Raw genomic sequence first — 13,978 nt, 5'->3', positions numbered from 1 at the left:
GAGGGACTTAACTTGATACGGGTCATGCTGGTGGACGACGAGGAGATGACAAGAGACGGCCTCAAGGAATACGTATCTTGGGCGGAACTGGGCATGGAGGTAGTCGGGACGGCGGAGGACGGCAAGCAGGCGCTTGAGCGGTTCGCGGAGCTTCGTCCCGATTTGCTTCTGTGCGACGTGAGGATGCCGCATATGGACGGGCTGGAGCTGGCCAGACGGCTCAAGGAGCAGGGGCCGGATTGCAAAATTATTTTCCTGAGCGGTTATTCGGACGTCGAGTATTTGAAGTCCGCCATCAAGCTGCAGGCGGTCGATTACGTGGAGAAGCCGGTTCAACTGCCGGAGCTGGAAGAGCTGCTGGCCCGCACGGGGGACGAGATTCGCCGCTTGCAGGCGGAGAAGAAGGACGCGGAACGGCTGAAGGATTCGTGGGACCGCAGCGAGCCGGAGATGTCGAGCCGCCTCATGCGGCGGCTGCTGGCGCTGAACGGACCTTCCGACCCGGAGTGGCCTTCGGTGCGCGACCAACTGGAGCTGCTGCATCCCCGTATGCCGCGGGACGGGATCTGGATCTGCGCCGCATTCGCGTTCGCGGACACGGCGGACCGGGACCGCTGGCGCGACGAAGCGGCGGCGGCCGCGGAAGGGCAAGGCTTGTCCGTCTTCACTGCGATCGTCGACGGCACCGGCGTCGCATGCGCCGCGCTCGATTCCGAGCGGCATCTGGAGCCGGCGGCGCTCTGGCTGAACAAGCTGGTCGGCCGGGGCGCGGGAGCGGGCAGCGCTCCGAAACGGGCGGCCGGCGTCGGCGATCCGGCGGGCCACCCGTCCCAGATCGGGGAATCCTTCGCTCAGGCGATGAGAGCGCTTCAATATCGCTTTTACCGCGGCTGGCAGTCGGTGCTCTGGTCCCGTGAGCTTTCCTTCCAGGATAAGGCCGACCGTCTGCTGTTCGACAAAAACCATTTTATCGCGTTCGAGGAAGCGCTGCGCCGGCAGGAGTTCCGCGAGGCGGAGGAACGGCTCGACCAGGCGGTCAACGAGCTGCTGCTGTACCCGTCTCCGGATATCGACGCCGTGCGGAAGAAGCTGTTCCGGTGGTACATCTCCATGACCAAGGTGTACCCGGAAGCGATGTGGGAGTTTGAAAACGACGAGCTGTGGTCGCAGGTGTTCGTGTCCGGCGAGCTGTACACGATCCGCCAATTCATGGCCCGCCGCTTGCAGATTATCCGCGAAGGGATGCAAGGCGTCTCGCCCGGGGACAAATCCGTGATCCGCGAGGTGATCCGGTACGTGCAGCAGCGGTATGCGGAGGACATCTCGATCAGCTCGATCGCGGGACACGTCTACTTGACCCCCACGTATCTGTGTCTGCTGTTCAAGAAAGAACGCGGCATGTCCATTCATGATTTCATTACGCAGACGCGCGTGGACAAAGCGAAGCAGCTTCTTCGCGACCGCAGCCTGAAGCTGTACGAGATCGCCAACCGGGTCGGGTACCAGGACGCCAATTATTTCTCCAAGGTATTCCGCAAGATCACCGGCGAAAATCCTTCGGAATACCGGGACAGGATGGAGGAGCCGTTTATATGACGCCGCTCGAACGGCTCGTTCGGTTTTTCGGCAATATGCGCATCAGCCGCAAGCTGCTGATCTCGTTTTTGTCCATGATTTTGCTGCCCGGTCTGACGATCGCGATGATCGCCTACCAGAAATCGTCGGCGATGGTCGAGAGGCGGGTCGTGGAGTCGACGCGGCAGTCGTTCGAGCAGGCCAATACGTTTATCGCCTACAAGCTGAACAATGTGAAGGACGTGTCCAGCATCCTGTTTCTGAACGGGCAGCTTAACGAGATCCTGCGGAAGCGGGCGCCGAATTATCCGCTGGGCGAGCAGATTGACGATTACCAGCGGATGACGGAAATTTTGCGCTCCGTGCAGAGCCGGGAAGTGTACAGCATCCGCCTGTATGTCGCCAATCAAGGCATCTATTCGCGGGAAAGCATCTCCATCCTCGATATGCGGGAGATCGAGAACGCCGAATGGTACCGGCAGATGATGGATAACCAGCAGAGCATCTATTGCCGGCCGACTTACGAGTACAACTACATGGACTCGCGGAGCGTGCAGAGCATCATCTCTTGCGTGAGGCCGCTCGCGATGGACGACTATACGGGCAAGCCGGCCGGGGTCTTGTCGATCGACATCCTCGAGAAAAGCATCAGCGAGATCATCGAGCGGACCAACATCACCCGAAGCGGCCAGGTTTTTCTGATCGACGAGGACGATCGGGTCATCTCGGCTATGGACAAAAGCCTGATCGGCAAGCCGCTGGAAGGTTACGGCGATCTGCGGCGCATCCGCGGGGTAATGTCCGGGACGTACTCCGCCGCGGTCGAAGGCGGCGAGTCCATCTTCATCTACAAGAGCGTCGAAGGCACCAACTGGCGGCTGCTTGCGGTCATTCCGGAGACGGAAGTGATCGGCGAGAGCAGAAAGCTGGCCCGCGACCTGATGCTGGTCGTCGGAAGCGTGCTGGTGCTGTCCGTGCTGACCGCCATCGGCGTCTCGGGGGGCATCACGCGCCGCATCCGCCAACTGATCCAGCACATGGGCAATATCGAAGCGGAACGGTGGGACACGCGGCTGCGGATCGACAGCACCGACGAGATCGGCCTGCTGCAGCGCCATTTCAACCGGATGAGCGAAAATATCCGAACGCTGATCCAGGAGAAATACAAGGCCGAAGTCGCCAAGAAAAACGCGGAGCTGCAGGCGCTTCAGGCCCAGATCAACCCTCACTTTTTGTACAATACCCTCGAGCTGATTCATTGGATGGCCATGAAGCATAAAGCCGCCGACATCAGCGACGTGGTCGGGCATCTGGCGAAGTTTTTCCGCCTCAGCCTCAGCCGGGGACGCGATGTGATTCCGATCCGCGACGAGATCGAGCATGTGCGCACGTATCTGGAAATCCAAAACCGGCGGTTCTCCGGCAAAATCCGCTACGAGTTCGACGTCGATCCGGCGATTGAGCCGCGTCTGACCGTCAAGCTTATCCTGCAGCCGATCGTCGAGAACGCGATTCTGCACGGCATTCTCGAAAAGCCCGACAAGCAAGGGACGATTGTCGTGACGGCCCGTCCGGACGGCGAGGACATCGTCTTTACGGTGACGGACGACGGCGTCGGCATGTCGCCCGAACGGCTGGAGCGGCTGTCGGCCGACGCGCGAAGCGGTGAAGGCGGCTACGGCATCCGCAACGTGGCGGAGAAGCTGCGCCTGTATTACGGCGACAAATACGGACTCCGTTACGAGAGCGAGCCGGGAGCGTTCACCCGCGTCACGATTCGCATCCGCAGCGCCGACTCCTTGTTTTCCCCTCCTTGAATACGCAAATCAAAACCTTAAGATATTCCCCATTATCGTAAGATCGGACGATACCGCCCTCCCCCGCCCCGGAGCGACAATAGGGGAGGGGGGAGTTCGATGCGGGCATCAGCCGAAGCGCCAAAACCGTTGGCATTCGACCGTTGGTATCTGGATCGCGCCATGACGCTCGGCGCGTTTACGCTGGAGCAGGTTCGGGATTGTTGCATTCGCAAAGGGCGGAACGTCTGGATCGACCGCACGGAAGGCGCTCTGACGCTTCTGTATGCGTTGTCGGGAGAGACGACGCTGTCGGTCGGCGAACGGCAGCTTCCGTTCGCGGCCAGACAATACGCGCTGATGCAGCCGGGCGACCGCTGGAAGCTTGTAAGCGCTGCAGCCGCATCGGCGCGAATCCTCTCGGTTCGGTTCCGGCCTGCGATGCCGGACGGACCATACGGCAGGCTGCTGGCCGCGCGGGGGGAAGCTTCGGCGGAACCGGCGGCCGACGACGGGCGGCTGGAGGATCTGCTGCTCGGACTGGTACGGGAATTGGAAGCGCCCGACGTCCATGCCAGGACGATGGCCGAGAGCTACATGCTGCAGTTGGGCGTCCGCTTGCTGCGGGACAGGACCCGGTCCGGCGCGGCGAACGGGGGCACGTCCGACGCGCGGAAGGCGGGCAAGTCGGAGCTCGTGTACGAGACGATCCGTTATCTGGACGAGAATCTCGAACGAATCCGGGAGCTCGGCGAGCTGGCGGCGGCGATCGGATACAGCTATTCCCACCTGTCCCACGTATTCCGGCTGGAGATGGGCGAGTCGCTCCAATCCTACTGGACCGGGCGGCGTGCGCTTCGGGCGATGAAGCTGCTGCAAACCGGCCGGACAAGCGTCACGCAAATCGCGGAGATGCTGCATTACCAGTCGATACATTCATTCAGCAAGGCGTTCAAGAAAGTTACGGGATTGACGCCGAGCGAATATCAAGAATTGTACGGTCCGCCCTCCGAACATCGGTGGGAAGAGCCGCAAGCAAGAGAAGGGTGGATTTGAATTTCATGTTGACCGTCATGCTGCAAGGCCGAAGAGTGACCGACAGGGTGTTTTCCCCCGCGCAGTTGGAGCGGCTGAAGGCATCGGGCGCGGAGCTGCGCATCAACCCGTCCGACGCCAATCCGACGCCGGAAGAGGCGCTCCGGCTGATCGAAGGGGCGGAGGTGCTGATTACCTCCTGGGGATGCCCGCCGCTTACGGCGGAGCTGCTCGACCGGGCGCCCCGGCTGCGCGCCGTGCTTCACGCGGCGGGCTCCGTCAAGCCGATCGCGACGCCCGAGCTGCGAAGCCGCGGCATCCCGGTGACGTCCGGAGCGGCGATTCTCGGACGGGGCGTCGGCGAGTTCGCGCTTTGCACGACGATGATGTCGCTCAAGAAGATCGCGTTGGTGTCGGAGGCGGCGCGCAGGGAAGGCTGGTGGGCGTTCCGGAGCGATCCGCTGCGCAACTCGATCCGCGAGATGTACGGCTCGACGATCGGCTGCATCGGAGGCGGCAATGCGGGACGGCATTTCCTGAAGCTGCTGCGGTCGTTCTCCGTCACCGCGCTGCTGGCCGATCCGACGTACACGCCGGAGCAGGCTAGGGAGCTGGGCGCCGAGCTGGTGCCGCTCGAGGAATTGCTGCGGCGTTCCGATGTCGTGGTCGTGCTGGCGCCGGAGCTGCCGTCGACGTACCGTATGCTGGACGGCGCCCGCATCGGCCTGATGCGGGATGGCGCGACGCTCATCAACCTGGCGAGAGGCTCGCTGATCGACGAGCAGGCGCTTGCGGAGCATCTGCGCGCCGGACGCATCCACGCCGTGCTCGATGTGCTCGAGCAGGAGCCGCCGGGCGACGGACACCCGCTGCGGGAGCTGCCGAACGTCGTGCTTACGGGGCATATCGCCGGAGCGGTGAACAACGGGCTGCTGGAGATCGGCGAATTCATGGCGGACGAATGGCTGCGGGTCCGGGACGGGGTGCCGCTGGCGGCGGCCGTGCCGCTCGAGCGTCTCGATTGGCTGGCCTGAAGGCGGAGGCTTCACGAGGATAGAGGAGAGTGGGATGGATCATGAAGATCGCGATTGCGGCGCAGAAGCCGCTTGACCGGCTGCCTGTCGAGGGAGCCGACACGATAACGTTCCAGCAGTTGGAGGAAACGGAGCTTGCCCGCTACGAGGCGGTGCTGCTGATCGGAGACGATTCGCTGGACCGCGAGACCGCGCTGTCCCGGGAGCAGTCGGAAGCGCTCTGGCGCTACGTGCGGGGCGGCGGCAAGCTGTACGCGGAACTGATCGCCGCGTTTGACTTCCCGTCTTCCCGCCTGTTCGGATGGAAGCAGGATTTCCCGAAAAGCCGCCGCACGCTGGAGAAGCTCCGCGCGACCGAAGCGGCGGAATCCGGACTGCGCGCGGGCAGCCTGCTGGAGTGGGAAGGGGCGATGGCGTACGGCTTCGCCGTGAATTCGGAGGTTTGGCTGGAGTTCGGCGCTTTCCAGGAGACGTACGCCTCGCCGCCGGGACAAACGACGGTGCGGACGCATCCCGCGCTAACGGTGCGGGAGTTGGGTGAAGGATTGGCCGTATACGCCGCCTTCCCGCTGTTCGGAGGAGCGGATGCCGCGCCGCTGAGGCCCTACGGACGATGGGCGGCGCTGATCGACGCTCTCTCATCGCGGACGGGCATTCCGTTCCGCGTATGGCCCGCGGCGATGGCCCCGTCCGGCGGAGATTCCCCGGAGCAGGCGGTTCGCCGCGCGGCGTCGTGGTTCGTGCGCTCGGGCATGCTGCCGAGAAGCGACGGCAGCCAAGGCGTCTTCGAGAACATCCATTCCGTGACGGGCCGGCTGTCGCCGGATTTGCGGCCGGACTGCCATGCGCATGCGGCCCTGATGTATTATTTGCTCGGCAAGTGGAGCGGGGACGCTTCTTATGAGGAGATCTCGCACGGGCTGCTGCAGTCGTTGTTCGACGGCGGCTACCAGGACATGGACCCCTATTCGGCTTCGTACGGCTTGTTCAAATGGTACCAGTTCCCTGAGGAGAAGCCGGACCAGATGTTCACCGACGACAACTCGTGGGTCTGCCTGGCGCTGCTGTACCTGTACCGACGGACCGGCCGCGAGGAATACCGCAGACGCGGCTTGCTCGTCGCGGAAGCACTTCTGGAGACGCAGCACCCGAACGGTCTCAGGAGCAAAGTGCTGGAAGCGGGCCTGAGGGAGACCGGCCGCGCCCGTGCGGCATCGGAACTGGACGTCAGTTGGAATCCGCATTTCGAGAGCATCGCCCATGCCGCGTTTATTCAGGCGTATCTCGTCACGGGACGGCAGGTGTACCTGGATACGGCCATTCGCGGCACCCTGACGCTGCTGGATCATCCGGAGCGCCTGCAGTTCATGTACAGCCGCACCTCCGGTTTGTCCCGGCTGCTGCTGCCGCTCCCTTATCTGGCGAAGCACGATCCGAGCGGACGCATCCGCCGCGGTCTGGAGGAGACCGCCGATTATTTGCTCGCCCATCAGCATGCGTCGGGCGCGGTCGAGGAAGCGGACAATCCCGATCCCGAACGGTTCGGCCTGGAGGACGCGGGCGTGTTCATCCGCAACGGCGAAGGCATCGCCGACCAGCTCTACACGAACAACTTCCTGCTGATGAACGTCTGGGAAGCTTGGAAGCATACCGGCGAACGCCGGTACGAGCAATGGTACCGGGAGCTGGCTTCGTTCCTGTGCCGCATTCAGATCGCCAGCGACGATCCGCGTTACGACGGCGGCTGGATGCGCGCGTTCTCGCTGCCGCTGGACGAATATTTCGGCAACAACGGCGACACGGGCTGGGGGCCATACTGCATGGAGAGCGGCTGGACGAACGCGCTGATTCCGTTCGGACTGCTGCTCGGCCTGACGGGCGATTCGATCTTCGAATAACGGACGGGTTCGCCAGGCGACGGACTCAAGGAGGAGAAAGGCTTGAACGATAGACACGAGAAGTATGGCGCGGCCGCGGAGCGGATCGGGCAGATGATGACGCTGGACGAGAAAATCGGGCAGTTGTTCACTTTTTACAATCTGGACCCGTCGTATTCGGAATTCGCCGAAACGGCGATTGCCGAATGGAAGGTCGGGGGCATGTTTCTGGATATGGACAGCCTGTGCGAACCGGAGCAGGTGCACCGGCTGACGAGCCGCATGCAGGAGGCGGCGCTGTCGCGCGGTTCGGGAGTTCCCCTGTTTATCTCCGCCGACTTCGTGGCGGGCGCGGGCTGCAAGTTGAGCCGCGGGGGCGCGGTGCATTTTCCGAAAAACAGGGCGATCGGGCAAGCGGGCGACGAGAAGCTCGCCTACGAGTCGGGTCGCGTCACCGCTCTCGAATCGCTGGCGATGGGCGTCAACTTCAATTACAGCCCGGTCGTGGACGTCAACAACAATCCGCTGAACCCGGTGATCGGCACACATTCATTCGGAGAGGAGCCGGCGCTGGTGGGCCGTCTGGGAGCGGCCGTAATCCGCGGTTATCAGGACCACGGCATGATCGCGACGGCCAAGCATTTCCCCGGACACGGCGACACGCATGTCGATTCGCACCACGACTTGCCCGTGCTGGCGTTCGACCGCGACCGGCTCGACCGCTTCGAGCTGGCTCCGTTCCGCGACGCGATCGCGGCCGGCGTCGATGCGGTGATGGTCGGCCATATCGCCGTGCCGTCGCTCGACCCGAGCGGCTTGCCGGCGTCGCTGTCGCACGCGATGATCACGGGTTTGCTTCGCGGGGAACTCGGCTTCGGCGGGCTGATCGTCACGGACGGCTTGTCGATGAAGGGCGTCACTTCGCGTTTCTCGCAGGCCGAGGCTTGCGTCCTGGCGCTGAAGGCCGGGGCCGATCAACTGCTGGCCTTCGCGCGTACGGCCGAAGAAGGGCGCGAGATGGTTGAGCGGGTGCGCCGGGCGGTGCGCGACGGGGAACTGGAGGAAGCCCGCATCGAACAATCGCTGGCGAGAGTGCTCGCGCTCAAAGCGCGTTACGGCTTAACGCCGGACCGGTTCGCCGTATTGCCTTTCGACGGCGGCGCGCTGAACCGGCCGGAGCACGAGGCGATCTCGCTTGAGCTGGCGCGCAAGGCCGCTTTGCCGGTTAACGGCTTGGAGACGGCGGCGGGCGTTCCCGGGAGCGCGGGGAAGCGGAAGCTGACGCTGGTAAGAGACCGGAAGCTGGAGTTGTTCGCCGCGTCGCTCGCGGAAGCGGGGTGGCCGGCGGAGGAACGGCTGCTGGACGGGTTTGCCGATCTGGAGGGCGCTCTGGCCGAATTGGATGCGGCGGCCGGAGCGGACGACGAGGCGTACGTCATCGCGCTGGCGCACAACAAGCCGATGCCGCCGGAGCCGCTTGCCGCCCTGCGGAATTTCGCTTCGGCGAGACGCGGGAAGATCGTGTGGGTTCACTTCGGGTCGCCGTACGACGCGGAGCATGCGCCGGATTTGCCGGCGCTGCTGATGTCCGATCATGCGCCGGCTTTGCAGAGGGCGGCCGCGGAATGGCTGGCCGCTCGCGGAGGGAGAGAGAACGAATGACGAACAGGAAAAACTTGCAGGCGGACGTCGTCATTATCGGGGGCGGCACAGGCGGGTTTGCCGCCGCGCTTGCCGCCGCCCAGGACGGCCGTACCGTCATCATGACCGAAGAGACCGACTGGATCGGCGGACAGTTGACCAGCCAAGCCGTGCCGCCGGACGAGCATCCGTGGATCGAGCAGTTCGGCTGCACCCGGACGTACCGCCGCTTCCGCGACGGCGTCCGCGATTATTACCGGCGCAACTTCCGCTTGTCCGAGTCGGCGCCGACCGGCAGCGACTTCAACCCGGGCAACGCGATCGTCAGCCGGATCAGTCACGAGCCGAGAACGGCCCTGGCCGTATTGACGGAGATGCTTGCACCGTACGTGCATTCGGGCCGGGTGAAGGTGCTGCTGCATACCCGCGCCGTAAGCGCGGAAACGGCGGGCGACACGGTCGTGTCCGTAACGGTCCGGCACGTGGTGAACGGCGAAGAGACGGTGCTGACCGCCCCGTATTTCCTCGATGCGACGGAGGAGGGCGATCTGCTGCCGCTGGCCGGCGTCGAGTATGTGACCGGAGCGGAGTCGAAGAGCGATACGGGCGAGCCTCACGCCCTGGAGGGAGAGGCGAATCCGTACGAGATGCAGGCGATTACGTGGTGCTTCGCGATCGACCATATCGAGGGCGAGGACCATACGATCGAGCGTCCGGAGCAGTACGACTTCTGGAGAGAGTACCAGGCCGACTTCTGGCCCGACAAGCAGCTAAGCTGGGCCGGACTCGTGCCGCATACGCTGGAGCCGGTCCGCTACAGCCTGTTCCCGGACGGCAAATCGTTCTCGCTGTGGAAATACCGCCGCCTGATCGACCGCGAGCTGTTCGCGGACTCGCTGTTCAAGAGCGACATCACCGTGGTGAACTGGCCGGCCAACGATTACTGGCTGGGACCGATCATCGACGTCTCGCCGGAGGAGCGGGCGAAGCATCTGGAGAACGCGAGACAGCTCAGCCTGTCGCTGCTGTACTGGATGCAGACGGAAGCGCCGCGTCCGGACGGAGGCCGAGGGTATCCCGGCCTGCGCCTGCGGGGCGACGTCGTCGGCACGGAAGACGGGCTCGCGAAGAGCGTCTATATCCGCGAATCGCGCCGCATCAAGGCGGTGTTCACCGTCGTCGAGCAGCATCTGAATCCCGAGTGCCGTCCGGACGGGCGGGCCGAGTCTTATTTCGACTCCGTGGGGATCGGCTGCTACCGGATCGACCTGCATCCGAGCACGGCGCTGCGCACGTATATCGACGTGTCGAGCTGCCCGTTCGAGATTCCGCTCGGGGCGCTGCTGCCGATCCGCGTGCGCAATTTGCTGCCGGCCTGCAAAAACATCGGCACGACGCATATTACGAACGGCTGCTACCGGCTGCATCCCGTCGAATGGAATATCGGCGAGGCGGCGGGACATCTCGCCGCGTTCTGTCTCGACAACGGGTGCACGCCGCATGAAGTGAGGGAGAACGCGGAGCTGCTGCGGTCATTCCAGGACCGGCTCGTGCAAGCGGGCATCGAGCTGAAGTGGCCTCGGCTGCATGCGGTGTAAGCGGGGCGGCTTGCCGCCCGGGAGCCTATAATTCGAAAGCCTTCAGTCCGCCGGGACCGGCCGGGGGACTGAAGGCTTCTTTCGTGTTGGAGCGTGCTTCACGCGGCGGAGGAAGCGCATGCCCGGTTCACGGCTGGGCCCTCCCGGGCCGCCGGCCTCTAAGAGCCGCTCCGATTCGCGCCAGGGCCAGCCGGATCTGCGGCTCGTCCGCGCGGATGACGCTGAGACGAAGCAGGGGCTCAGAAGGAAAGTCGGGCAGAAAATGCTCGATGACCGGAAGGGTGTCCACGCCGTCCCGGCGAAGCCGCTCCGCCGCAAGCCGCGCATCCATGCCGACCGGCAGCCGGAGGCCGGCGAACAGCCCGGCGTCCGGCACGTCGATCGCCGCGGCATCCGGCAGCTCCGCGGCGCAAGCTTCGCGCAGGACGGCCATCCGTTCGGCGTACATCCGCCGCATCCGCGCGGTGTGGTGGGCGTGCATCCCGCTGCGCAGATAGATTTCGAGCGCCCCTTGCGAGAGCACCGGCGTGCTCTGGTCGGCCGCATACTTCGCCTTGCGGAACGCTTCGGCAAGCGCGGGCGGAACGACGACCGCGGCGAGCCGCAGGCCCGGCAGCATCGATTTGGAGAAGCTGGAGATGTAGATCGTCCGATCGGCGTCGTCCATGCCGAACAGGGGATCGCTCTTGGAGTCGGTCTCCAGATCCGCCAAGTAATCGTCCTCGATCACATACACGCCGTATTTCCGGGCCAGCCGCAGCAGAGTCAGCTTCTGCCGCTTCGTATAGGAAGCCCCCAGCGGATTGGATAGACGGGGCGTCGTATAAAAGGCGCCGAATCGACCGCTGCGCATATGGCGCTCCAGCTCGGCTTCGTCGATGCCCGCGAACGTCCGGCGGACGCCCTGCGCCCGCAGCCTCCACGCCGCCGCCGCGCGAAGCATGCCGGAATAAGTCGGCTGCTCGGCCAGCAGCCCGTCCGGCCCCATCGCCCCGGCGGCGGTTAATCCCGCCAGCAGATGCAGCGCCTGCTGCGACCCGGACACGATAAAGATCCGGTCGGGGGATACGAACAATTGGCGGTCCCGCAGCGATTCGGCCAACGCCTGGCGAAGCGGCAGCAAGCCTTGGGGATCGGTATAGTCGAACAGCTCGTGGCGGTAACGGTCGATCGCCTGGTTCAGGCAATGCTGAAAATCGCGATAAGGCATATACCGTTCGTCGGGAGCCGCCGACGCCAGATCGATGCGGCTTTCCGAGGACTCCCGGCCGCCGGCCGGCTGCGGCATGGCGTAATAGCCGCTCTTGGGCTTCGCGTAGACGAGATGCTCCCGTTCCAGCTCGGCCAAGGCGCGAATCGCCGTGTTCCGGCTGCAGCCCCACTCGGCGGCCAACTGGCGGATCGACGGCAGCGCTTGTCCCGGGCGATAGGCCCCGGCCGCCAGCTCCGACCGCAAATGCCCGGCGAGGCGGGCGTATTTCGTTGCGGGTCCGGTCGCGCGTGCAGTCATAAGCCTCCCCTTTCTCCAAGCGAACTGTACCCGTACAGGGACGGTTTTTTCCGTCTACACCCGTACGGCGTACATGCGTTAGCATCAGAATATAAAAAAGAAAGGGGAATCTCAATGGAAACGGTCGAATACCGCATTTCGGACAACAAGGACGAGCTTGACCTGGAAGCGATCTGCCGGCTGCTTGCCGGTTCGTATTGGGCCGCCAGCCGCCCGCGCGAGCGGATTGTCGCCAGCATCCGCAACTCGCTCTGCTTCGGCGCTTACGCGCCGGACGGGCGGCAGGTCGGTTTCCTGCGGGTCGTGACCGATAAAGCGACGTTCGGCTGGGTATGCGACGTGATCGTCGATCCGGAGCACCGGGGCCGCGGGATCGGCAAGCGGCTGCTCGCGGCCATGCTGGACCATCCCGAGCTGCAGGGCGTATATTTGACGCTGGGCACAAGGGACGCGCACGGGTTGTACGAGCAGTTCGGCTTCACCCGCCGTGAGCTGATGGAGCGGCGCCGGTCCGGGTAAGCCCGCGCCGGCGCGGCGGCAGGGGAGAAATCCCGGTTCCGGCCGGTCCCGATGCGGCATGTTACGGCTTGCGTTCCTGCCGGATTGCCGTATAATAACATCAGTTGTTCTTTCGCGAAATAAGATCGGGCGACATCAGCGGACGGCCGTGCGTGGAAAGCCCGCGGCCCCCGATCATGCCGGAGGCGGGGACGCCAGCCGCAGGCCGATTGTTGAAGCTGACCTTCGTTTCCGGGAGGAGACGAAGGTTTTTTATTGCGGTTGAAACGAGCGGAGACAGGTTCTCGATCGGTAAGGAGGAAGAAATCATGAATAAGCTGGAGCAGGAATTATCGGACAGACTGTCCCGGATCGGTCCGCCGGACGAGCAGGCGGTCTCTCGCGCCGCAGCGTATCTGGACACGTTGACGAAGCCGCCGGGCAGCCTCGGCAAGCTGGAGACGCTGGCCTGCCGTCTGGCCGGCATCACAGGAGAGCTTCGCCCCGATTTGAGCCGCCGGGCGGTCGTCGTGATGGCGGGCGATCACGGCGTCTGCGCGGAAGGGGTGAGCGCGTTTCCGCAAGAGGTGACGCCGCAGATGGTGATGAATTTCCTCGCCGGAGGAGCGGCCATCAACGTGCTGGCGAGACAAGCCGGGGCGGAGGTCGTCTGCGTCGATGTCGGCGTGGCGGCGGAGCTGTCCCATCCCCGCCTGGTTGCGGCTAAAGTTCGCCCGGGCACGGGCAATCTGGCCAAGGAAGCGGCGATGACCCGGGAAGAGGCGCTGCAGGCAGTAAAAGCCGGAATCGACGTCGTCGACCGGCTGTACGGCGACGGCGTCCGGCTGTTTGCGACGGGGGAGATGGGCATCGGCAACACGACGCCGAGCGCCGCCATGCTGGTCGCGCTGACGGGCATCGGTGTGGAGGCGGCGGTCGGGCGCGGCACGGGAGTCGACGATGCCGGATTGGCGCGCAAGCGCGACGTGGTGCGCCGGGCGTTGGATCTGCACCGTCCCGATGCGTCGGACCCGCTGGGTGTGGTTGCGGCGGTCGGCGGTCTGGAGATCGCCGGACTTATGGGCGTCGTGCTCGGCGCGGCGTCCCGCCGTTGTCCCGTCGTCATCGACGGCTTCATCTCCACGGTGGCGGCGCTGGCCGCCGTACGGCTCTGCCCGCAGGCGGCGTCCTGCCTGATCGCTTCGCACCGGTCGCAGGAGCACGGTCATGCGGCGGCGCTTGAAGCGCTGGGCCTCTCGCCGATGCTGGAGCTGGAGATGCGGCTCGGGGAAGGAACCGGCGCGGCGCTTGCGATGCATCTGATTGACGCGGCTTGCCGCATCATGAGCGAGATGGCGACTTTTGCGCAAGCGGGCGTGTCCAAAGGATAAAACGGAACGGCAAGTCCGTTCGG

General features: G+C 64.5%; 10 protein-coding genes. 9 read left to right on the top strand and 1 reads right to left on the bottom strand.

Features of this window, described 5'->3' with window-relative positions; genetic code table 11:
- The first annotated feature begins 12 nt into the window (after positions 1-12).
- The 7 genes from FE781_RS06585 to FE781_RS06555 all read left to right on the top strand — a co-directional run bounded on the left by FE781_RS06585 (position 13) and on the right by FE781_RS06555 (position 10,556).
- A complete protein-coding gene (locus tag FE781_RS06585) occupies positions 13-1,596 on the top strand; it encodes a response regulator transcription factor (RefSeq protein ID WP_138788813.1) in 1,584 nt (527 codons plus the stop codon).
- A complete protein-coding gene (locus tag FE781_RS06580) occupies positions 1,593-3,392 on the top strand; it encodes a cache domain-containing sensor histidine kinase (RefSeq protein ID WP_138788812.1) in 1,800 nt (599 codons plus the stop codon). The genes FE781_RS06585 and FE781_RS06580 overlap by 4 nt, the downstream gene beginning before the upstream one ends.
- Before the next feature lie 99 nt (positions 3,393-3,491).
- Positions 3,492-4,427 carry an AraC family transcriptional regulator gene (locus FE781_RS06575; RefSeq protein ID WP_138788811.1) on the top strand — a complete coding sequence of 312 codons (936 nt, stop codon included), beginning with the start codon at positions 3,492-3,494 and terminating at the stop codon, positions 4,425-4,427.
- A 5-nt stretch (positions 4,428-4,432) separates the two neighbouring features.
- Positions 4,433-5,440: a hydroxyacid dehydrogenase gene (locus FE781_RS06570; protein WP_246068078.1), complete on the top strand. Its 1,008-nt coding sequence runs from the start codon at positions 4,433-4,435 to the stop codon at positions 5,438-5,440.
- 41 nt (positions 5,441-5,481) lie between these two features.
- Complete coding sequence (locus FE781_RS06565; RefSeq protein ID WP_138788809.1) at positions 5,482-7,338, top strand: glycoside hydrolase family protein; 1,857 nt, start codon at positions 5,482-5,484, stop codon at positions 7,336-7,338.
- A gap of 42 nt (positions 7,339-7,380) precedes the next feature.
- Entirely contained in the window at positions 7,381-8,979 is a 1,599-nt protein-coding gene (locus FE781_RS06560; RefSeq protein ID WP_138788808.1) for a glycoside hydrolase family 3 protein, read from the top strand.
- On the top strand, positions 8,976-10,556 hold the full coding sequence (locus FE781_RS06555) for an FAD-dependent oxidoreductase (protein ID WP_138788807.1): 1,581 nt from the start codon (positions 8,976-8,978) through the stop codon (positions 10,554-10,556). The genes FE781_RS06560 and FE781_RS06555 overlap by 4 nt, the downstream gene beginning before the upstream one ends.
- A 127-nt stretch (positions 10,557-10,683) precedes the next feature.
- On the opposite strand, the gene FE781_RS06550 is transcribed toward FE781_RS06555, so the two are convergent.
- On the bottom strand, positions 10,684-12,066 hold the full coding sequence (locus tag FE781_RS06550; RefSeq protein ID WP_138788806.1) for an aminotransferase-like domain-containing protein: 1,383 nt from the start codon (positions 12,064-12,066) through the stop codon (positions 10,684-10,686).
- Positions 12,067-12,180: 114 nt separating this feature from the next.
- Here FE781_RS06550 and FE781_RS06545 point away from each other — a divergent pair, with 114 nt between their 5' ends.
- Complete coding sequence (locus tag FE781_RS06545) at positions 12,181-12,585, top strand: GNAT family N-acetyltransferase (RefSeq protein WP_138788805.1); 405 nt, start codon at positions 12,181-12,183, stop codon at positions 12,583-12,585.
- Between the two features lie 308 nt (positions 12,586-12,893).
- Positions 12,894-13,955: a nicotinate-nucleotide--dimethylbenzimidazole phosphoribosyltransferase gene (gene cobT / locus FE781_RS06540; protein ID WP_138788804.1), complete on the top strand. Its 1,062-nt coding sequence runs from the start codon at positions 12,894-12,896 to the stop codon at positions 13,953-13,955.
- Positions 13,956-13,978 lie beyond the last annotated feature (23 nt).

Source organism: Paenibacillus thermoaerophilus (genome assembly GCF_005938195.1).
Classification (GTDB): domain Bacteria; phylum Bacillota; class Bacilli; order Paenibacillales; family Reconciliibacillaceae; genus Paenibacillus_W; species Paenibacillus_W thermoaerophilus.
Note: the sequence above shows the minus strand (reverse complement) of the source record. Positions and strands in the feature narration are given on the sequence as shown.